The organism is Pseudomonas fluorescens, assembly GCF_001902145.1.
GTDB lineage: Bacteria > Pseudomonadota > Gammaproteobacteria > Pseudomonadales > Pseudomonadaceae > Aquipseudomonas > Aquipseudomonas fluorescens_BV.
Window position 1 is genome coordinate 242989 of the sequence record NZ_MRST01000024.1, and the last position, 21648, is coordinate 264636.

Here is a 21648-nt window from a genome sequence, read left to right on the forward strand (position 1 = left end):
GACACACTGCATTCGCGAGCAAGCCCGCTCCCACATTGGATCTTCAGTGGGTTTGGGAAAATGTGATCAGGCCTCATCACCCTCATCATCATCCCCACCATCTACCTTCATCCCCAATTCCTTGATCTTGCGCGTCAGGGTATTGCGCCCCCAACCCAGCAGTACGGCGGCATCGCGACGACGGCCGGCAGTGTGCTTCAGGGCGGTCTCGATCATGATCCGCTCGAACGCCGGCACCGCGCTGTCCAGCAGGTTCGACTGGCCGCGTGCCAAGGCCTGGTCCGCCCATTGGCGCAGCGCCTGTTCCCAGTTGGTCACGGGGGCCGAGTCCTGCGGCAGGCTCAGCAGCTCCGGCGGCAGGTCGCTGATGTGCACTTCGCGCCCGGACGCCATTACGGTGATCCAGCGGCAGGTATTCTCCAGCTGGCGCACGTTGCCGGGCCACGGCAGGTTCTTGAGGTATTCCTCGGTCTCGCTTTTGAGCAGCTTGGGCTCTACGGCCAGCTCCAGGGCGGCGCGGCTGAGGAAGTGGCGGGCGAGGGTGGGGATATCTTCGCGACGGTCCGACATGCGCGGGATGTGGATGCGGATCACGTTGAGGCGGTGGAACAAGTCCTCACGGAATTTACCCGCATGCACCAGGGTTTCCAGGTTCTGGTGGGTGGCCGCGATGATGCGCACATCCACCTTCACCGGCGTATGCCCGCCCACGCGGTAGAACTCGCCGTCAGCCAGCACGCGCAGCAAGCGAGTCTGGGTATCGGCCGGCATGTCGCCGATTTCATCGAGGAACAGCGTGCCGCCGTCGGCCTGTTCAAAGCGTCCGCGACGCAGGTTGGCTGCCCCGGTGAACGCGCCTTTTTCATGGCCGAACAGCTCGGACTCCATCAGGTCCTTGGGGATCGCCGCCATGTTCAGCGCGATAAACGGCGAGGCCGCCCGTGGGCTGTGGCGGTGCAGGGCATGAGCCACCAGCTCTTTACCGGTCCCCGATTCGCCATTGATCAGTACGGTGATGTTGGAGTGGCTCAAGCGCCCGATGGCGCGAAACACTTCCTGCATCGCCGGCGCTTCCCCGATGATTTCCGGGGTACGGGTCAGGATCGGCGGCGCTTCCTGGTTCTGTTGTTCCTGGGCGTGCTGGTTGGCGCGTTTGACCAGCGCCACCGCCTCATCCACATCGAATGGCTTGGGCAGGTACTCAAAGGCGCCGCCCTGGTAAGACGCGACAGCGCTGTCCAGGTCCGAGTGGGCGGTCATGATGATCACCGGCAAGCGCGGGTGCTGCTCGCGAATGCGCGCCAGCAAGTCCAGGCCACTGGCCCCAGGCATGCGGATATCGGAAATGATCACGTCCGGTTGCTGACGTGCCAGGCGGCTCATCACCCCATCGGCGCTATCGAAGCTCTGGGTGGTCATGCCTTCTTGTTGCAAGGCTTTTTCGAGGACCCAGCGGATAGAACGGTCGTCGTCGACGATCCAGACAGTTTCACTACGGCTCATGTCGTGGGGGCTCCTTGTTCCAATGGCAGGAAGATCGAGAACGTGGTGTGGCCGGGGTGGCTCTCACATTCGATCAGGCCCTGATGCTGGCTGATGATGTTCTGGGTAATGGCCAGGCCCAGCCCGGTACCGTCCGGGCGGCCGCTGACCATGGGAAAGAAGATGGTTTCCTGCAGCTCTGCAGGAATGCCGGGGCCGTTGTCGATGATCTCGACCTTGGTCACCAGGCGATGGCGCACATGGCCAATGGTGAACTGGCGCAGGGCGCGGGTGCGCAGGCTGATGCGGCCCAGGCGCAGCTCGTTCTGGCTGCTGATGGCCTGCATGGCGTTGCGCACGATGTTGAGCACCGCCTGGATCATCTGCTCGCGGTCGATCAACACATCGGGAATGCTTGGGTCGTAGTCGCGCACCAAGGTGATGCAGCCTTGGCTTTCGGCCTCGACCAGTTGGCAGACGCGCTCCAGTACCTCATGCACGTTGGTCATCGCCAGGGACGGCAGCTTGTTGGAGCCGAGCATGCGGTCCACCAGGTTACGCAGGCGGTCGGCTTCTTCGATGATGACGTTGGTGTAGTCCTTGAGGTGCTCGTCCGGCAGCTCGCGGGACAACAACTGTGCCGCGCCGCGAATGCCGCCCAGCGGGTTCTTGATCTCATGGGCCAGGCCGCGCACCAGCATCTTGCTGGTTTCCTGCTTGGACAGCTGCGCTTCCTCCTTGGTGATGCGCAGCAGGCGGTCGCGGGGGTGGACTTCGAGTAGCAGCAGGGTCGCGCCATTGCTCAGGATCGGGGTCACGGCGTAGTCGACGGTCAGCGTCTGCCCGGTCAGCGCGGTGAGCATCGCTTCGCGCTTGGTAAATGGATGTGCCTGCTCCACGGCCTGGCGCAACGAGCTCAAGGCTTCGGCCGACTCGGTGAACAATTCGCTGATGAACTGCCCATGGCTGCGTTGGCCGCTGATCGCCAGGAGCATCTCCGCCGCCGGGTTCATGTACTCAAGGCGCAGGTCGGCATTGAGCAGGATGGTCGCGGTGGTCAGGTTGTCGAGTAACAAACGGTGCAGTGCATCGCTGATGGTCATCGGGACCTCTTTTGGAGCAAGGCGCAGGCTTGAGGCACACGCTGATACAAGGAAAATGCAAAAACCAAACCAAGGCTCCGAAAAGAAGCGCTAATGCCCTGAAATAAGGGATTCAGGCGCGAAACTGTGGCGTTCTGCCAGCCTCAACGGGAAGTTTCGAACCAAAATGGGCTGGGCAATTGAGAAGGGTGCAGGTTGTCGCACCAATATAGTGCGATTTTGTGAAGGTTGTTCAGCAACTGCAGATTAAAGGCGAATCGCTGTCAGTGTGGGAGCTGGCTTGCGTGCGATAGCTGCGGTGCATTCAACACCGTTATCGCAGGCAAGCCAGCTTCCACATTTTTAATTGGATTTGCAGTCCTTTCAGCCTTTGTAGATGCAAAGCTCGGCGGTGGCGCGGATCATCGCCAGTTGGCGCAGCGGATCATTCAGCGGTTCGTGCACGGCCTCGGCCAGCCATTGGGGGCATTCGGGGTCAGTGCGCAGGGGCGTGAAGTCGGCCAGCTGCTGCAGCAGCTTTTTTTGCAGCTCGTCCAACTGCGGGCGGATCTGCTGGACCAAGTCCGGGCGCGGGTCGTCGGGAGCTTTGCCCTGGAACTGCCAGTCGGACAGGTGGGTGTATTGCACCAGTTTATTGGCTTCGATCTGTGCGGCGAAAAACTGCTCGGCAGCGGCCGGGTCCAGCTTGTAGCTGGGAGCCTGGGCAGTAACGCTGGCGATCACCTCTTGTTCGCGCTTCTTGTCCTCCACGGGCTTGTGGCTGTCCCACTTGCTCAGCGCCACCTGGTCGGCGATCTCCAGGCGTTCGGCGATGCTGTTGAGCAGGGGTTCCAGCGTAGGCGGCGCTGCGCTCGCACTGGCACTGATGAACAGCAGGGCAAATACAAGTCGATTTTTCAAGGGCGATCCTCTGTAGGAGCGAGCTTGCTCGCGAAGGTCGCTAACGATAACGCGCCAATGTTGAAAAAAATGCGGTGTCTTTGGGTTTTTCGCGAGCAAGCTCGCTCCTACAGGAAAGGGAGTAAATAATCTCAGGCAAAAAAAAGACCTCCCGAAGGAGGTCTTTTTCATCACGCTACCTCAAGCAGCGCTACCGGATCAGCAGCTGTAGTACAGCTCGTATTCCAGTGGGTGTACGAAGGTGCGTACTTTGATTTCTTCTTCGCTTTTCAGGGCGATGTAAGCGTCGATGAAGTCGTCGCTGAAAACGCCGCCTTTGGTCAGGAACGCACGGCCTTTGTCCAGCTCTTCCAGGGCTTCTTTCAGGCTGCCGCACACTTGTGGGATCTCTTTGGCCTCTTCAGGCGGCAGGTCGTACAAGTTTTTGTCGGCGGCGTCGCCAGGGTGGATCTTGTTCTGGATACCGTCCAGGCCGGCCATCATCAGGGCGGCGAAGGCCAGGTAAGGGTTGGCAGCCGGGTCTGGGAAGCGTGCTTCGATACGGCGGCCTTTAGGGCTGTTGACGTAAGGGATACGGATCGAGGCGGAGCGGTTGCGTGCCGAGTAGGCCAGCATCACCGGCGCTTCAAAACCTGGGACCAGACGCTTGTAGGAGTTGGTCGACGGGTTGGTGAAGCCGTTCAGGGCCTTGCCGTGCTTGATGATGCCGCCGATGAAGTACAGGGCGGTGTCGGACAGGCCGGCATAGCCTTCACCGGCGAAGGTGTTCTTGCCGTCTTTGGAGATCGATACGTGAACGTGCATGCCCGAGCCGTTATCGCCGTACAGCGGCTTAGGCATGAAGGTAGCGGTGCGGCCATAGGCATCGGCAACGTTGTGCACGCAGTATTTCAGGGTTTGAACTTCGTCAGCCTTCTTCACCAGCGTGTTGAATTTCACGCCGATTTCGTTCTGGCCGGCAGTCGCCACTTCGTGGTGGTGAACTTCAACGGTCTGGCCCATTTCTTCCAGTGCGTTGCACATGGAGGTACGGATTTCATGGTCGAAGTCGAACGGTGGTACTGGGAAGTAGCCGCCTTTCACGCCTGGGCGGTGGCCTTTGTTGCCGCCTTCCACGTCCTGGTCGGACATCCACGAGCCTTGCTCGGAGAAAATCTTGAACATGGAGCCGGAGATGTCGGATTTGAACTTCACCGAGTCGAAGATGAAGAACTCTGGCTCAGGGCCGAAGAATGCGGTGTCGCCGATACCGGTGGACTTCAGGTATTCCTCGGCACGGTGGGCGATGGCGCGTGGGTCGCGGTCATAGCCTTGCATGGTCGAAGGCTCGATGATGTCGCACACCAGGATCAGGGTCGGCTCTTCGGTGAACGGGTCGAGTACGGCTGTGCTGTCGTCTGGCAGCAGGATCATGTCGGAGGCTTCGATGCCTTTCCAGCCGGCGATGGAGGAACCGTCGAACATCTTGCCGACTTCGAAGAAGTCATCTTCCAGCGCATCGCGAGCCGGCATGGTCACGTGGTGCTGAGTGCCTTTTGTGTCCGTGAAGCGCAGATCAATCCATTTAACGTCATGATCTTTGATGAGTTGAACCGACTTCGACATGGTGTCCTCCGGGTGGCTTCGGGCTTGGGTAGTGGAGTTAGCCCTTAGAATTTGGGTGATGCCGGCGCGGATACTCCGCCAAGGCAACCTGCCTCACAAGAGAGCAAATTGCATGCCAGTGCGCCAACATGGCCGTTTTGCCTCAAAATGGCCCCTATAACGGTGCAATTGGTAAAAACGGCATAAATCGCGCACTGCAATGTAGCGTTTATTTGTGCAAATGACCTGTTTTGGTGCATTGCGTATGCGATGCATATTAACTGGTTAAACCTTGAGCGATTTCCGCTATAATCCGCGCCCCCCTTTTTCAGCAGGCCCGGCGCGCGCTGTTTCCATGAAATTAATCGTTAAAGTCTTCCCCGAGATCACCATCAAGAGCCGACCGGTACGGACGCGTTTCATCCGTCAGTTGGCCAAGAACATCCGTGCCGTGCTCCGTGACCTGGACCCGGCTGTGGTGGTGAACGGCGTGTGGGACAACCTCGAGCTGGAAACCCGTATTACCGACGCCAAAGCCTTGAAGGACATGACCGAGCGCCTGAGCTGCATGCCGGGCATCGCGCATTTCCTGCAGGTGGATGAGTACCCGCTGGGCGACTTCGACGACATCACCGAAAAGTGCAAGCAGCACTACGGCAGTGCGCTTGAAGGCAAGATTTTTTCGGTGCGTTGCAAGCGTGCCGGCAAGCACCTGTTCAGCTCCATGGACGTCGAGAAATACGTCGGCAGCAAGCTGCGTCGCGAGTGCGGTGCCGCTGGAATTTCCCTCAAGGCGCCACAAATTGAAGTGCGCATGGAAATTCGCGACCAACGGTTGTTCGTGATCCACAGTCAGCACAACAGCATAGGCGGCTATCCGCTGGGTGCCCTGGAACAGACCCTGGTATTGATGTCCGGCGGTTTCGATTCCACGGTAGCGGCCTACCAGATCATGCGCCGCGGCCTGATGAGCCACTTCTGCTTCTTCAACCTGGGCGGGCGTGCACATGAATTGGGCGTGATGGAAGTCGCGCACTTTATCTGGAAGAAATACGGCAGCTCCCAACGCGTGCTATTTGTAAGCGTACCGTTCGAGGAAGTGCTGGGCGAAATTCTCGGCAAAGTCGATAACAGTCATATGGGCGTAGTATTGAAGCGTATGATGTTGCGCGCGGCGTCCCGAATCGCCGATCAATTGCAGATCGACGCCCTGGTGACCGGCGAAGCGATTTCCCAGGTTTCCAGCCAGACGCTGCCGAACCTGTCGATCATTGACTGCGTGACCGAGAAGCTGGTGCTACGCCCGCTGATCGCCAGCCACAAGCAGGACATCATCGACCTGGCAGAAGAAATCGGCACCGCCGACTTCGCCAAGCATATGCCTGAGTATTGCGGGGTCATTTCGGTGAACCCCAAGACCCACGCCAAGCGTCACCGCGTGGAGCATGAAGAGAAAGAATTCGACATGGCGATTCTGGAGCGTGCGCTCGAGAACGCCAAGCTGGTGCCAATCGATCGAGTGATCGATGAATTGGGCCAGGATGTGCAGATCGAAGAAGTCAGCGAAGCCCTGGCCGGCCAGATCGTCATCGACATCCGTCATCCGGATGCCGCTGAAGATGAGCCGCTGGAAATCGCTGGCATCGACGTGCAAACGCTGCCGTTCTACGCACTGAACGCGCGTTTCAAGGAACTGGATAACAGCCGTCAGTACCTGTTGTATTGCGACAAAGGCGTGATGAGTCGCCTGCATGCCCACCATTTGCTCAGTGAGGGGCATGCCAATGTGCGCGTTTATCGACCGAGCTAAGAGCCCGGGGCTGTTTGCCTGTGGCCTGCGTCACCGGCCCCCCGACTCTGCCGTCAAGCTGTAACGGCAAGGCCTGACTCTACTGTTAATCGCTGCCACGACCTGTCAGCACACCGAATCCTCTGATCGAGATACACAAGTGATCGAAAATCTACGTAACATCGCCATCATTGCTCACGTTGACCATGGTAAAACCACCCTGGTAGACAAACTCCTGCGTCAATCCGGCACCCTGGAGCGCAACGAGCTCAACGACGAGCGCGTGATGGACTCCAACGACCAGGAAAAAGAGCGCGGTATTACCATCCTGGCAAAAAACACCGCTATCAACTGGAACGGCTACCACATCAACATCGTGGATACCCCGGGCCACGCCGACTTCGGCGGCGAAGTAGAACGCGTAATGTCGATGGTTGACTCCGTTCTGCTGCTGGTTGACGCTCAAGACGGCCCTATGCCGCAAACCCGTTTCGTGACCAAGAAGGCTTTCGAAGCCGGCCTGCGTCCGATCGTGTGCATCAACAAGGTTGACCGTCCAGGCGCGCGCCCGGACTGGGTTCTGGACCAGATCTTCGACCTGTTCGACAACCTGGGTGCCACCGAAGAACAGCTGGACTTCCAGGTCATCTACGCCTCGGCCCTGAACGGTATTGCTGGTCTTGACCACACCGACATGGCTGAAGACATGACTCCGCTGTACCAGTCGATCGTCGACAACGTTCCAGCACCGAAAGTCGACCGTGAAGGCCCGTTCCAGATGCAAATCTCGGCACTGGACTACAACAGCTTCCTGGGTGTTATCGGCGTTGGCCGTATCGCTCGTGGTAGCGTCAAGCCGAACACCCCGGTTGTCGCTATCGGCGCCGACGGCAAGAAGCGTAACGGTCGTATCCTGAAGCTGATGGGTCACCACGGCCTGCACCGCATCGACGTTGAAGAAGCTTTCGCTGGCGACATCGTATGCGTGAGCGGTATGGACTCGCTGTTCATCTCCGACACCCTGTGCCAGCCGGACAACGTCGAGGCGATGAAGCCTCTGACCGTTGACGAGCCAACCGTTTCCATGACCTTCCAGGTAAACGACTCGCCTTTCTGCGGTAAAGAAGGCAAGTTCGTGACCTCCCGTAACATCAAGGAGCGTCTGGACAAAGAGCTGCTGTACAACGTTGCTCTGCGCGTTGAAGAAGGCGACTCGGCTGACAAGTTCAAGGTCTCCGGCCGCGGTGAGCTGCACCTCTCGGTACTGATCGAAACCATGCGTCGCGAAGGCTTCGAAATGGGTGTTGGTCGTCCGGAAGTGATCATCCGTCAGGTTGACGGCGTGAAGCAGGAACCGTTCGAAAACGTCACCATCGACACCCCTGAAGAATCCCAGGGCAAGGTCATGGAAGAGATGGGCCTGCGTAAGGGCGACCTGACCAACATGGTGCCGGATGGCAAAGGCCGTGTGCGTCTGGAATACAACATCCCTGCTCGTGGTCTGATCGGTTTCCGTAACCAGTTCCTGACCCTGACCAACGGTGCTGGCATCCTGACCTCGATCTTCGATCGCTACGACACCATGAAGTCCGGCGACATGTCCGGCCGTCAGAATGGTGTTCTGGTGTCGGTAGAAACCGGCAAGGCGCTGACCTACTCCCTGGAAACCCTCCAGGCGCGTGGCAAGCTGTTCGTTGAACACGGTCAAGAGATCTACAACGGCCAGATCGTTGGTCTGAACAGCCGTGACAACGACATGGGCGTCAACCCAACCAAAGGCAAGAAGCTCGACAACATGCGTGCTTCGGGCAAAGACGAAACCATCGCTCTGGTTCCACCTGTTCGCTTCACCCTGGAACAGGCCCTGGAATTCATCCAGGACGATGAATTGTGCGAAGTGACTCCTAAGTCCATTCGTCTGCGTAAAAAGATTCTTGACGAAGGCGAGCGTACCCGCGCTGCCAAGAAAGCCAAGAACTGAGTTAACTCAGGCTGAATGAAAAACGCCCCCGGTCGAAAGGCCGGGGGCGTTTTTTTATGCCTGCAGAATGTGTAGTGATTGTGCCGGCCTCTTCGCGAGCAAGCCCGCTCCCACATTCGACCGCGTTTTTTCAGGATGGATGCGGTCAAGTGTGGGAGCGGGCTTGCTCGCGAAAGCGCTGGTCCGAACAATAAAAACTTAGAACTTGTCGAGGGTCTTGAAGTTAGTCTCGCGCACCACTTCCTTGGGCTTATACGCACAATACCCCGGCCGCGGCCCGATTTTCGGGTGGTTGCGGCACGTATCCGGGCGCTTGTCATAAATAGTGCAAAAGCGCGTCTTACGATCCAGGTACAGGCAGTCGTTGTTGCTCATGCGCTGCAGGGTAAAAATTTCGGACTTGTTGTTGTACCGCTCGACGATGCCTTCTTTCTGCAAACGCTTGGCGATGTTCTTCGGCGGATCGCCGCGCTCGAACTCATCGACGATGCCAATGCGGATCAGGTCCTTGATCTTCACCTCCACCGGCAGCGTGCAGCAGCTGGACACGCAGCCGCCGCACATATGGGCGGAGTATTTCTGCCAGGTCTCTAGACGGTCGAGTTCCGCGGCGGCGATCAGTTGAGGCTTCATCAAGGTTCCAAGGTGGGGCGTTATCCGGGCGCGCGATCATACCGGGATTGGTGGTTTTTTGAACAACATTTTGCAGGTTTCAGCTCAAAGGTTTGGCCACGGTCTGATCGGGCACGACCCCTGCATCAAATTCAGCCATAGGCCAATGAGTTAAAAAACTGCCGAACCAGCACGTCTACCGTCTGTCAGACCGACTAGGCTCTAGCAACTCCTTCAATCTCGCCCGAGGTCGCACCGATGTCTCAGGAACCGCTTGCACGAGAAGCAGAGGTAGCCGCATTCCGCGATGCTGTCTTGACCAAACTCACCTACGCGGTGGGCAAGGACCCGGATCACGCCTTCGACCATGACTGGTTCGAAGCCATTGCCCTGGCCGCACGCGACCAGATGGTCGATCACTGGATGGACCACACGCGGCGTATTTATCGTAAAGGCCAGAAGCGCGTTTACTACCTGTCCCTGGAATTTCTCATCGGCCGCTTGCTCTACGACAGCCTGAGCAACCTGGGTGTGCTGGAGATCGCTCGCGAAGCGCTGTCGGAGCTGGGCGTGGATCTGGAACGCATCCGTCTGCTGGAGCCCGACGCGGCGCTCGGCAACGGTGGCCTGGGCCGGCTGGCGGCGTGCTTTATGGAAAGCATGTCGACGCTGGGCGTTGCCGGCCACGGTTACGGCATTCGTTATGAACACGGCTTGTTTCGCCAGGCGATTGTTGACGGTTGGCAGCAGGAACAGACCGAACGCTGGCTGGATTTCGGTAACCCTTGGGAATTCGAGCGCGCTGAAGTGATTTACCCGATTGGCTTTGGCGGCAGCGTCGAAACCGTTGCGGACGCCTCGGGCAAGATGATCCAGGTGTGGTCGCCCAACGAAACCGTACGTGCCGTTGCCTACGACACGCCGGTCGTCGGTTGGCGCGGCGCCAGCGTCAACACCCTGCGCCTTTGGCGTGCACGGGCCGTAGAAGACCTGCACCTGGAGCGCTTCAACGCCGGTGACCATTTGGGTGCCGTCGCCGAAGTAGCCCGTGCCGAAAGCATCTCCCGAGTGCTTTACCCGGCCGACAGCACCGAAGCAGGGCAGGAGCTGCGCCTGCGCCAGGAATATTTCTTCGTCTCCGCCTCCCTGCAGGATTTGCTGCGCCGCCACAAGAACATGCACGGTTCGGTGCTCAGCCTGGGCGAACACGCCGCCATCCAGCTCAACGACACCCACCCGTCCATCGCCGTAGCCGAGTTGATGCGCCAGCTGGTCGACCTGCATGACATTCCTTGGGAAGCGGCGTGGGATGTCACCGTCGAGACCCTTTCCTACACCAACCACACCTTGCTTCCCGAGGCGCTGGAAACCTGGCCGGTAGGTTTGATGGAACGCATGCTGCCGCGGCACATGCAGATCATCTACCTGATCAACGCCCAGCACATTGACTCGCTGCGTGCCAAAGGCATCCACGACTTTGATGTTTTGCGCGCTGTGTCGCTGATCGAAGAAGACAACGGCCGCCGCGTGCGCATGGGCAACCTGGCGTTCCTGGGCTCCCATAGCGTCAACGGCGTGTCCGGTTTGCATACCCAGCTAATGCGCAGCACGGTGTTCTCCGAACTGCACAAGCTCTACCCCGAGCGCATCAACAACAAAACCAACGGCATTACCTTCCGTCGCTGGTTGTACCAGGCCAACCCCAAATTGACCGATATGCTGGTGGAAGCCCTGGGCCCGGATATTCTCGACCAGCCCGAGCAGCGTCTTATCGAGTTGGAACCCTTTGCCGAGAAACCGGCCTTCCGCAAAGCGTTCGCTGAGCAGCGCCTGCACAGCAAGCGCGCACTGGCGCAGATCATCCATGAGCGCCTGGGCATTGCGATCAACCCGGCGGCGATGTTCGACGTGCAGGTCAAGCGCATCCACGAATACAAACGCCAACTGCTCAACCTGCTGCACACCGTGGCGCTGTACCAGGCGATCCGTGCCGAGCCGGGCATCGATTGGGTGCCTCGGGTGAAAATCTTCGCGGGTAAGGCAGCGGCCAGCTACCACCAGGCCAAACTGATCATCAAGCTGACCAACGACATCGCCCGCACCGTCAACAACGACCCGACCGTACGCGGTCTGCTCAAGGTGGTGTTCCTGCCCAACTACAACGTCAGCCTGGCGGAAAGCATCATTCCGGCAGCGGATTTGTCGGAGCAGATTTCCACTGCCGGCTTCGAAGCGTCGGGTACCAGCAACATGAAGTTCGGCCTCAACGGTGCGCTGACCATCGGCACCATGGACGGCGCCAACGTGGAGATGCATGAGCGGGTCGGCGCCGAGCACATGTTTATCTTCGGCCTCAGTGCCCAGCAGGTGGAAGCCCGCAAGCACGCTGGTGAGTTCAACGCCGGGCCGGACATCGCCGCGTCCCATCGCTTGAACGACGTGCTGCAAGCGATCCGCGGCGGGGTGTTCTCGCCCGATGACCCGGGACGCTATGTGGGCCTGGTCGATGGGCTGATCGACTATGACCGCTTCCTGGTGTGTGCCGACTTTGACGCCTACTGGGACGCCCAGGCGCGGGTCGAGGCGCATTGGCACGACTCCAAGGCCTGGTGGCGCTCGGCGGTGCTCAACACAGCACGCATGGGCTGGTTCAGCTCGGACCGCACCATCCGCGAATACGCCACCGAGATCTGGAAAGCCCTCGACTGACCGCCGCGGTTAAAAATGTGGGAGGGGGCTTGCCCCCGATAGCGGTTGATCTGTCACTCATGCATTGACTGAATGACCGCAATCGGGGGCAAGCCCCCTCCCACATCAAGCCGGGTCGTGAACTCTATTGGCGTTAAATCCTCTGATTAGAGGAAATCAGCCCCGACTCGCGCTAAACTGCGCGGGTTTTTAGCCCCCCCATTCTCCGGAGCCGTCCATGTCCCGCGTTACCTTGAGTCGCTATTTGATCGAGCAGACCCGCAGCAACAACACGCCTGCCGATCTGCGCTTCCTTATCGAAGTGGTGGCGCGTGCTTGCAAGGAAATCAGCCACGCCGTTTCCAAAGGCGCACTGGGCGGTGTCCTGGGCAGCATGGGCACTGAAAACGTGCAGGGCGAAGTGCAGAAGAAACTGGACGTGCTGTCCAACGAAATCCTGCTCGAAGCCAACGAATGGGGCGGTCACCTGGCCGGCATGGCGTCCGAAGAAATGGACAATGCCTACCAGATCCCAGGCAAATACCCGAAAGGCGCATACCTGCTGGTATTCGACCCACTGGACGGTTCGTCCAACATCGACATCAACGCACCGGTCGGCACCATCTTCTCGGTACTGCGTTGCCCGAACGAATACCTGAGCCAGAATGAGGCCCTGAACGAAAAGGCCTTCCTGCAGCCAGGCACCGAGCAAGTGGCTGCCGGTTATGCGATCTACGGCCCACAGACCATGCTGGTGCTGACCCTGGGCGACGGCGTCAAGGGCTTCACCCTGGACCGTGAAATGGGCAGTTTCGTGCTGACCCACGAAGATATTTCGATCCCTGCTTCCACTCAGGAATTCGCGATCAACATGTCCAACCAGCGCCACTGGGAAGAACCGGTGAAGCGCTACGTCAACGAGCTGATGGAAGGCGAAGAAGGCCCGTTGAAGAAGAACTTCAACATGCGCTGGGTAGCCGCGATGGTTGCCGACGTGCACCGCATCCTGACCCGTGGTGGCCTGTTCATGTACCCACGCGACAGCCGCGAGCCGTCCAAGCCAGGCAAGCTGCGCCTGATGTACGAAGCCAACCCGATGTCGTTCCTGGTTGAACAGGCAGGCGGTGCGTCTACCGACGGCCATCAGCGCATCCTCGACATCCAGCCAGAAGGCCTGCACCAGCGTGTGGCGGTGTTCCTGGGTTCGAAGGAAGAAGTTGAGCGCGTGACGGCTTATCACAAGAAGTAAGATCTTGCGGTAACTAAAAAGCCCCGAAATGCGGTCAGCGCTTCGGGGCTTTTGTTTTTATTGAATAAGGTTTCTCAGCAGCAACGCCTGCAGGTTTTTCCGAGTGTCGGCGATGATGTGGACGTAAATGATCGGGTCTCGAATTTCGTAGATGATCCGATTCATGCCACAGACAACCTGTCGATATTGGCTGAGATTCAACCTCTCGATCTCTTCCGGTATCGAGCCAGCATAGGGTTGAGATTCAAGCAGTCGCATTGCCTGTTTCATCGCGTCGTAGGACTGCTGCCAGGTCGATGTCGAGAACTGCCGAATGAGGTATGACTTGATGTCTTTAAGGTCGCGTTTTGCCGAGTGAAGAATCACAACCTTGAATGTCATTGAGCGTCGTCCTTGTCCAGCTCGGCGAACACATCCTCCATGTCTTGAAACTGCCCCAATTCAATCTGCCGGTTGCCCAAGGCCAATAGCTTTAACAAGGCCATGGTTTCTGCCTGTTCTTCAAAACTCTTCACATCCATCACCACCAGCTTCGCTTCGCCATTTTGTGTGATGACCAGTGGTTCGCGGCTTTCAGTGAGTGTTTTGACGATCTCGGCGGTATGGCTTTTCAAGTAGCTGATTGGCTTTATCTGGGAAGAAAATTTCATGGGATGGCCCTTGCTCAAGGTGGGGCTGATTTTAGTCCTAATTTGGTCTTCGGCAGAAAGCAACTGATGAAAGGCTGTGGTTTTCCATCCGAAAATACGCTTCAAGGGGCCAGTTCACATAAAAAATAAATAGCGCCCCCCGTCGGGAACCAGACACCCCTTTTCCCTTCTAAGCTTCTGGCAGATACCCCAGCTGCTTTGTCTCTCCAGGAGCTTTTCCATGTCTATACGCCGTCTCGCCCTGCTGGCTTTTTGCGTGCTCTTAGCCGCTTGCAGCAAGGTCACCCAAGAAAACTACCAAAAGCTCTCAGCCGGCATGGCCAAGGCCGAGGTGGAGTCGTTGCTGGGCAAGCCAACCGATTGTTCCGGCGCACTGGGCATGTCCAGCTGCACCTGGGGCGATAAAAACAGCTTTATCAGCGTGCAGTACGCCGGTGACAAAGTTCTGATGTTTTCCGGGCAAGGCCTGAAGTAAACCGGGGCGCGAGCCTGCGGGAGAAGAAGAATGATGCGTTTTGTTTTGTTCCTTTGCGCCAGCCTGTTTTTGGCGGGCTGCGCCAGCCATTCTGGCGATGATCTGCAACCCAAGACTGCGAGCAACGTCAACCTCAAGCGTTACCAGGGCACCTGGTATGAGTTGGCCCGGTTGCCGATGTACTTCCAGCGCAACTGTGCGCAATCCGAAGCCCGCTATACCTTGCTGCCTGATGGTGACATGTCGGTGTTCAACCGCTGCCTGACGCCTGAGTGGAAGTGGCAAGAGGCCAAAGGCACTGCCACCCCACAGGTACCAGGCAAGACCGACAAGCTGTGGGTGGAATTCAACAACTGGTTTACATCACTGTTGCCGGGCGTAGCCAAGGGCGACTACTGGGTGCTGTATGTCAGCGATGACTACAAGACCGCCATCGTCGGCAGCCCGAGCCGCCGCTATATGTGGATCCTGTCGCGCACGCCGACGGTGAGTGCCGATACCCGCGAAGACCTGCTGAGCAGGGCGCGACAGCAAGGGTATGACACCACGCGGTTGATCTGGCGTACGTCGGATAAGCAAATGGCGAAGACGTCTCAGTAATTCGCCCCCCCCAATCAAATGTGGGAGCTGGCTTGCCTGCGATACAGACACCTCGGTGCACCAGTTACACCGGGTTGATGCTATCGCAGGCAAGCCAGCTCCCACATTTGTTATGGGTTGGCCGTTAGTTCAGCAAGTCCTTCAGGACCTGGGTGAATGCCCGGCGGCTGTCTTCTTCGCCAGCATGATGCCCATCTCGCACCACCCATTTGCCATTGACCATTACATCGCGCACTTGCCGATCACCACCGGCAAAAAGCCAGCGGTTGAGAATCCCATCCTCACGGGCCGTCGCCAAGTACGGGTCGCTACCGTCCAGCACTATCCAGTCCGCACGCTCGCCCACTTGCAGTCGACCAATCGGCTGGCCCAGCGCTTGTGCGCCACCGTCCAGCGCAGCATCGAACAGCGTGCGACCCACCATCGGTTGGTCACTGCGATACAACCGATTACGCCGTTGATCGCGCAGGCGCTGGCCGTATTCCAGCCAACGCAGTTCTTCCACCACGCTCAGTGACACATGGCTGTCGGAACCGATGCCCATGCGGCCGCCCTGGGCGAGAAAGTCCACCGCCGGAAAAATCCCATCGCCCAGGTTGGCCTCCGTGGTCAGGCACAAACCGGCAATTGCTCGGCTGTTGGCCATGCGTGTCACTTCGTCGGCATCGACATGGGTGGCATGCACCAGGCACCAGCGATCATCCACTTCGACGTTGTCATACAGCCACTGCAACGGGCGCTTGCCGCTCCAGGCCAGGCAGTCGTCGACTTCCTTTTGCTGTTCGGCAATGTGGATATGCACGGGGCAGCTTTTGTCACTGGCGCCCAGCACGGTATGGATTTGTTCGGGGGTTACGGCGCGCAGGGAGTGGAAGCACAGGCCCAGTTGCTGCGCCGGTTGTGCCGCCAGAATGGGCTGCAGGCGCGCTTGCAGGTCCAGGTAGTTTTCAGTGCTGTTGATAAACCGTCGCTGGCCTTCATTCGGTGCCTGGCCGCCAAAGCCTGCGTGGGTGTAGAGCACCGGCAGCAAGGTCAGGCCGATCCCGCTGCTGGCGGCCGCCTGGCTGATCTGGCGGGACAGTTCCGTACGGTCGGCATAGGGCTGGCCGCTGAGATCGTGATGCACGTAATGAAACTCGGCCACCGAGGTGTAGCCGGCCTTGAGCATTTCGATATACAGCTGGCGCGCGATGACCTGTAACTGCTCAGGGGTGATCTTGCCGACCATGCGGTACATCAAGTCGCGCCAGGTCCAGAAGCTGTCATTGGGGTTGCCGGCCACTTCGGCCAAGCCCGCCATGGCGCGCTGGAAGGCATGGGAGTGCAGGTTCGGCATGCCCGCCAACACCGGGCCCCTGAGCCGTTCGGCGCCTTCTGCACTGGCATTGGGCTCAACCTTTGTCAGCAGGCCATCGGCGCTGACTTCAAGACGTATATCGTTGGCCCATCCATTAGGCAGCAGTGCGCGTTCGGCAAAGAAAGCGGACATGATCAAGGCACCCCGGTCGTGTGTTTATTTGTATATACATATACAGACGTTTGCCTGCTCGGTAAACTCCGGCAATCTATGCATCTTTTTCCCCTGCAAGGATTCCCTGTGCCGACTCCGCCCGCCAACTCTTCGCTGGCTGCCCACATGGACGAAAGTCCGGCGCCCTTGTATGCCCGCGTCAAACAGATGATCAGCCAGCAGATCCTCAACGGCAACTGGCCGCCCCATTACCGCGTGCCGTCGGAAAGCGAGCTGGTCAGCGAGTTGGGCTTCAGCCGCATGACCATCAACCGCGCCCTGCGCGAGCTGACCGCCGAAGGCCTGTTGGTGCGTATGCAAGGCGTGGGGACCTTCGTGGCCGAGCCTAAGAGCCAGTCGGCCCTGTTTGAAGTGCACAACATCGCCGATGAAATCGCCTCCCGCGGGCATCGGCACACTTGCCAGGTCATCACCCTGGGCGAAGAGGCTGCTGGTTCCGAGCGCGCCGTCGCCTTGGAAATGCGCGAAGGCGGGCGGGTGTTTCACTCGTTGATCGTGCATTACGAGAACGACATTCCCGTGCAAATCGAAGACCGTTTCGTCAACGCCCTGGTCGCGCCGCAATACCTGCAGCAGGACTTCACCCAGCAAACCCCGTATGCCTATTTGAACCAGGTCGCGCCGTTGACTGAGGGCGAGCATGTGGTTGAGGCGATTCTCGCCGATGCCGCCGAGTGCGAGTTGTTGCAGATCGAGCCGAGCGAGCCGTGCCTGTTGATTCGCCGACGCACCTGGTCGGGTCGCCAGCCGGTGACTGCGGCGCGGTTGATCCACCCCGGTTCCCGTCACAGCCTCGAAGGACGCTTCAGTAAATGAGTGAGATCAACGTCTGGCGCGCCGCCGACTACGTGCGCATGCCGTGGAAGAACGGCGGCGGCAGCACTGAAGAAATCGCCCGTGATGCGGGCACCGGCCTGGAGGGTTTCGGCTGGCGTTTGTCGATTGCCGATATCGCCGAGTCGGGTGGATTTTCCACCTTCACCGGTTACCAGCGCGTGATTACGGTGATCAAGGGCGCGGGCATGGTGCTGACCGTAGACGGTGAGGAGCAACGCGGGTTGTTACCGTTGCAGCCGTTCGCGTTCAAGGGCGAAAGCCAGGTGTCATGCCGTTTGATCACAGGGCCGATTCGCGACTTCAATCTGATCTATTCGCCCGAGCGTTACCATGCACGCTTGCAGTGGGTGGATGGCATGCAGCAGTTTTTCAGCACCGCGCAGACGGTGCTGGTGTTCAGCGTGGCGGACGAAGTGAAGGTGCTGGGCGAGAAGCTTGGCCACCACGATTGCCTGCAAGTGGACGGTAACACTGGGTTGCTGGAAATATCGGTCACAGGCCGCTGCTGCATCATCGAACTGACCGCACTCGGTTAAAAACTGTGGGAGCTGGCAAGCCACACATTTGTTTTTGCATTGTTCACAAAATCTGTTTCCACTCCGCGCACCAATTTGTTACCGAATGCCCCAGCGTGACGCAAAGCTTCGCTGCCGTGACAAATTCCCCTTGCTGCATAAAACTTCCGTAAGAAATTTCATCAAGCTTTGAAGCCTTGATTTACAAGGCTCGCACGTCCCGTGCAAAAAAATCCCAACCACTCCCGGCTAAAGTTGGCCGCTCGATTGCATATGCTTGTACATACAAGTAAAGGTGTGTGCGTAAGACCTCGCACCATCTATGTCCGCGCATCGATCGCCGAGGAGTCCTAGCTGTGACCAAGCCTACAAAATACCGTGACGTCGAAATCCGCGCCGCCCGCGGTAACAAGCTCACCGCCAAAAGCTGGCTGACCGAAGCGCCGCTGCGCATGCTGATGAACAACCTCGACCCGCAAGTGGCCGAGAACCCCAAAGAACTGGTGGTGTACGGCGGTATCGGCCGTGCGGCGCGCAACTGGGAGTGCTACGACCAGATCGTCGAGAGCCTCACTCACCTGAACGACGACGAAACCCTGCTGGTGCAATCCGGTAAGCCGGTCGGCGTGTTCAAGACCCACAGCAACGCCCCGCGCGTGCTGATTGCCAACTCCAACCTGGTGCCGCACTGGGCCAGTTGGGAGCATTTCAACGAACTGGATGCCAAGGGCCTGGCCATGTACGGCCAGATGACCGCCGGCAGCTGGATCTACATCGGCAGCCAGGGCATCGTTCAAGGCACCTACGAAACCTTCGTGGAAGCCGGCCGCCAGCATTACAACAGCGACCTGACCGGCCGTTGGGTGCTCACCGCCGGCCTCGGCGGCATGGGCGGCGCGCAGCCATTGGCTGCGACCCTGGCCGGCGCCTGCTCGCTCAACATCGAGTGCCAGCAAGTCAGCATCGACTTCCGCCTGAACAGCCGCTACGTCGACGAGCAGGCCACCGACCTCGACGACGCCCTGGCGCGTATCGCCAAGTACACCAAGGAAGGCAAGGCCATTTCCATCGCCCTGCTGGGCAACGCCGCAGAGATCCTGCCGGAACTGGTCAAGCGTGGCGTGCGCCCGGACATGGTCACCGACCAGACCAGCGCCCACGACCCACTCAACGGCTACCTGCCGGCCGGCTGGACCTGGGACGAATACCGCGCTCGTGCCAAGACCGAGCCGGCCGCCGTGATCAAGGCCGCCAAGCAGTCGATGGCCGTACATGTCAAAGCCATGCTGGAATTCCAGAAGCAAGGCATCCCGACCTTCGACTACGGCAACAACATCCGCCAGATGGCCCAGGAAGAAGGCGTGGAAAATGCGTTCGACTTCCCAGGCTTCGTACCGGCCTACATCCGCCCACTGTTCTGCCGTGGCATCGGCCCGTTCCGTTGGGCGGCCCTGTCCGGCGACCCGCAGGACATCTACAAGACCGACGCCAAAGTCAAAGAACTGATCCCGGACGACGCCCACCTGCACAACTGGCTGGACATGGCCCGCGAGCGCATCAGCTTCCAGGGCCTGCCGGCCCGTATCTGCTGGGTCGGCCTGGGCCAGCGTGCCAAGTTGGGCCTGGCGTTCAACGAAATGGTGCGCAGCGGCGAGCTGTCCGCGCCGGTCGTGATCGGCCGTGACCACCTGGACTCCGGCTCGGTCGCCAGCCCGAACCGCGAAACCGAAGCCATGCAGGACGGCTCCGACGCTGTGTCCGACTGGCCATTGCTCAACGCTTTGCTCAACACCGCGAGCGGCGCCACCTGGGTCTCGCTGCACCACGGTGGTGGCGTGGGCATGGGCTTCTCCCAGCACTCGGGGATGGTGATTGTCTGCGACGGTACTGACGAAGCGGCCGAGCGGATTGCCCGCGTGCTGCACAACGACCCGGCGACCGGGGTGATGCGCCATGCCGATGCGGGTTACCAGATTGCTATCGACTGCGCCAAGGAACAGGGCCTTAACCTGCCGATGATCAACGGCTGACGCACCCACTGTAGGAGCGAGCTTGCTCGCGAAGGTATTCCAGGCGCATCGCTGCGTTGAATGTACGTTTTTCGCGAGCAAGCTCGCTCCTACAGAAAAGCATCGAACAATCCATCAGAGGTTGAACAACATGGCTGCAAACGACACCACCCCGTTGATCGAGAAACGTTCGATCGACTACATCCCGGAAGCGGAAAGACATGGTCGTCTATTCAGTCAATTCACCCTGTGGATGGGTGCCAACCTGCAGATCACTGCGATTGTCACCGGGGCGTTGGCCGTGGTGCTGGGCGGTGATGTGTTCTGGTCGTTGATCGGCTTGCTCATCGGTCAATTGATCGGCGGTGGCGTCATGGCGCTGCATGCGGCGCAAGGCCCCAAGCTTGGCCTGCCGCAGATGATTTCCAGCCGGGTGCAGTTCGGCGTGTATGGCGCGGCCATTCCGATCGTGCTGGTGTGCTTGATGTACCTGGGCTTCACCGCCACCGGCACCGTGCTGTCGGGCCAGGCGCTGGGCCAGTTGTTCGGGGTCAGCGACAGCGTCGGCATCCTGATCTTCGCCAGTGTCATCGTACTGGTCACGGTGCTGGGTTACCGGGTGATCCACTTCATCGGCCGTGTCGCCAGCATCATCGGTGTGATTGCCTTTGTGTACCTGTTCAGTCGCCTGATGAGCCAGACCGACGTTGGCGCACTCCTGCAGATTCGCCACTTCAGCTGGAGCAGTTTCCTGCTGGCCGTGTCGCTTGCGGCTTCCTGGCAGATAGCCTTCGGCCCTTACGTGGCGGATTACTCGCGTTACCTGCCGAGCCACACGTCATCGGTGAAAACCTTCCTCGCTGCTGGCGCAGGCTCGGTCATCGGTGCCCAAGTGGCGATGGTGCTCGGTGTGTTCGCCGCGGCCATGTCCAACGGCCAATTCGCCGGGCATGAAGTGGCCTATATCGTTGGCTTGAGCGGCACGGGGGCCACCGCTGCGCTGCTGTACTTCAGCATCGCGTTCGGCAAGGTCACCATCTCGACGCTCAATTCCTACGGCAGCTTCATGTGCATCGCCACTATCATCAGCGGCTTTCGTGGGCGTCTGGAGGTCACGCGTCTGCAGCGTCTGGTGTTCGTGTTGATGATCGTCGGCACGGCCACGCTGATCGCGTTGCTCGGCCAGCATTCGTTCCTCGGTGCATTCAAGTCGTTCATCTTGTTCCTGCTGGCGTTCTTTACGCCCTGGAGCGCGATCAACCTGGTGGATTACTACTGCATCACCCGCGAGCGTTATGACGTGCCGGCGCTGGCCGATCCGAACGGTCGCTACGGCCGCTGGAACCTGCTGGGCATCAGCGTCTACGTATTCGGCGTGCTGGTGCAGTTGCCGTTCATCTCCACCAAGTTCTACACCGGCCCCCTGGTGGCCGCGCTGGGTGATGTGGATATCTCCTGGATCATCGGCCTGGTACTGCCGGCGGCCCTGTATTACGTGTGTGCGAAAAAATGGCACGGCACGGTACCCGATCACCTGATCCTGCCAAAAGAGCAGGGCGCTTCACCCATAACAAACGAGCTGGCTGCACAAGCCTGATGGGACGTGGACAGGGCAGGACGCCTACTGACTGCCGTAATCCATT

18 protein-coding genes are annotated in these 21648 nt (G+C 59.2%); 10 read left to right on the forward strand and 8 right to left on the reverse strand.

All coding sequences use genetic code 11. From position 1 onward, the window contains the following. Nucleotides 1-66: 66 nt before the first annotated feature. From ntrC to glnA, 4 genes are all read right to left on the reverse strand, one after another. Nucleotides 67-1503 (reverse strand): nitrogen regulation protein NR(I), encoded by a 1437-nt coding sequence (ntrC, locus tag BUE92_RS15085; protein ID WP_073524638.1) that lies wholly within the window; start codon nt 1501-1503, stop codon nt 67-69. Next, entirely contained in the window at nt 1500-2585 is a 1086-nt protein-coding gene (glnL, locus tag BUE92_RS15090) for a nitrogen regulation protein NR(II) (RefSeq protein WP_014716523.1), read from the reverse strand. Before glnL ends, ntrC begins: the two co-directional genes overlap by 4 nt. Before the next feature lie 363 nt (nt 2586-2948). Further along, the gene (locus BUE92_RS15095; RefSeq protein WP_073524639.1) at nt 2949-3485 is read right to left on the reverse strand and encodes a chorismate mutase; all 537 of its coding nucleotides are present in this window, start codon (nt 3483-3485) and stop codon (nt 2949-2951) included. A gap of 198 nt (nt 3486-3683) precedes the next feature. Next, nucleotides 3684-5090 (reverse strand): type I glutamate--ammonia ligase, encoded by a 1407-nt coding sequence (gene glnA / locus BUE92_RS15100; RefSeq protein ID WP_003187811.1) that lies wholly within the window; start codon nt 5088-5090, stop codon nt 3684-3686. Between the two features lie 334 nt (nt 5091-5424). Between glnA and thiI the strand changes: the two genes are divergently transcribed. Further along, nucleotides 5425-6879, forward strand: a complete 1455-nt coding sequence (gene thiI, locus BUE92_RS15110; RefSeq protein WP_073524640.1) for a tRNA uracil 4-sulfurtransferase ThiI — start codon at nt 5425-5427, stop codon at nt 6877-6879. 139 nt (nt 6880-7018) lie between these two features. Further along, nucleotides 7019-8839 (forward strand): translational GTPase TypA, encoded by a 1821-nt coding sequence (typA, locus tag BUE92_RS15115; protein ID WP_014716526.1) that lies wholly within the window; start codon nt 7019-7021, stop codon nt 8837-8839. Nucleotides 8840-9037: 198 nt separating this feature from the next. Here the strand turns inward: typA and BUE92_RS15120 are convergent, their stop codons facing one another. Continuing rightward, nucleotides 9038-9472 carry a YkgJ family cysteine cluster protein gene (locus BUE92_RS15120; RefSeq protein ID WP_003187815.1) on the reverse strand — a complete coding sequence of 145 codons (435 nt, stop codon included), beginning with the start codon at nt 9470-9472 and terminating at the stop codon, nt 9038-9040. Between the two features lie 237 nt (nt 9473-9709). Between BUE92_RS15120 and BUE92_RS15125 the strand changes: the two genes are divergently transcribed. Both BUE92_RS15125 and BUE92_RS15130 read left to right on the forward strand, forming a co-directional pair. Then, on the forward strand, nt 9710-12160 hold the full coding sequence (locus BUE92_RS15125) for a glycogen/starch/alpha-glucan phosphorylase (protein ID WP_073524642.1): 2451 nt from the start codon (nt 9710-9712) through the stop codon (nt 12158-12160). A 217-nt stretch (nt 12161-12377) separates the two neighbouring features. After that, on the forward strand, nt 12378-13388 hold the full coding sequence (locus BUE92_RS15130) for a class 1 fructose-bisphosphatase (protein ID WP_003187818.1): 1011 nt from the start codon (nt 12378-12380) through the stop codon (nt 13386-13388). Between the two features lie 57 nt (nt 13389-13445). On the opposite strand, the gene BUE92_RS15135 is transcribed toward BUE92_RS15130, so the two are convergent. Continuing rightward, the gene (locus BUE92_RS15135) at nt 13446-13769 is read right to left on the reverse strand and encodes a type II toxin-antitoxin system RelE/ParE family toxin (RefSeq protein ID WP_073524644.1); all 324 of its coding nucleotides are present in this window, start codon (nt 13767-13769) and stop codon (nt 13446-13448) included. Continuing rightward, nucleotides 13766-14038 (reverse strand): type II toxin-antitoxin system Phd/YefM family antitoxin, encoded by a 273-nt coding sequence (locus tag BUE92_RS15140; RefSeq protein WP_003171142.1) that lies wholly within the window; start codon nt 14036-14038, stop codon nt 13766-13768. Before BUE92_RS15140 ends, BUE92_RS15135 begins: the two co-directional genes overlap by 4 nt. Before the next feature lie 220 nt (nt 14039-14258). Between BUE92_RS15140 and BUE92_RS15145 the strand changes: the two genes are divergently transcribed. Both BUE92_RS15145 and BUE92_RS15150 read left to right on the forward strand, forming a co-directional pair. Further along, a complete protein-coding gene (locus BUE92_RS15145) occupies nt 14259-14513 on the forward strand; it encodes a hypothetical protein (RefSeq protein WP_003187823.1) in 255 nt (84 codons plus the stop codon). 30 nt (nt 14514-14543) lie between these two features. Continuing rightward, on the forward strand, nt 14544-15113 hold the full coding sequence (locus BUE92_RS15150) for a lipocalin family protein (RefSeq protein WP_034117302.1): 570 nt from the start codon (nt 14544-14546) through the stop codon (nt 15111-15113). A gap of 124 nt (nt 15114-15237) precedes the next feature. On the opposite strand, the gene BUE92_RS15155 is transcribed toward BUE92_RS15150, so the two are convergent. Next, nucleotides 15238-16602 carry a formimidoylglutamate deiminase gene (locus BUE92_RS15155; protein WP_073524646.1) on the reverse strand — a complete coding sequence of 455 codons (1365 nt, stop codon included), beginning with the start codon at nt 16600-16602 and terminating at the stop codon, nt 15238-15240. 147 nt (nt 16603-16749) lie between these two features. Between BUE92_RS15155 and hutC the strand changes: the two genes are divergently transcribed. The 4 genes from hutC (at nt 16750) to BUE92_RS15175 (ending at nt 21602) form a co-directional block, all read left to right on the forward strand. Next, entirely contained in the window at nt 16750-17460 is a 711-nt protein-coding gene (gene hutC / locus BUE92_RS15160; RefSeq protein ID WP_256719619.1) for a histidine utilization repressor, read from the forward strand. Continuing rightward, the gene (locus BUE92_RS15165) at nt 17457-18017 is read left to right on the forward strand and encodes a HutD/Ves family protein (protein WP_073524651.1); all 561 of its coding nucleotides are present in this window, start codon (nt 17457-17459) and stop codon (nt 18015-18017) included. Before hutC ends, BUE92_RS15165 begins: the two co-directional genes overlap by 4 nt. Before the next feature lie 335 nt (nt 18018-18352). Next, complete coding sequence (hutU, locus tag BUE92_RS15170; RefSeq protein ID WP_073524652.1) at nt 18353-20026, forward strand: urocanate hydratase; 1674 nt, start codon at nt 18353-18355, stop codon at nt 20024-20026. 130 nt (nt 20027-20156) lie between these two features. Then, nucleotides 20157-21602: a purine-cytosine permease family protein gene (locus BUE92_RS15175; RefSeq protein ID WP_073524653.1), complete on the forward strand. Its 1446-nt coding sequence runs from the start codon at nt 20157-20159 to the stop codon at nt 21600-21602. Nucleotides 21603-21648 lie beyond the last annotated feature (46 nt).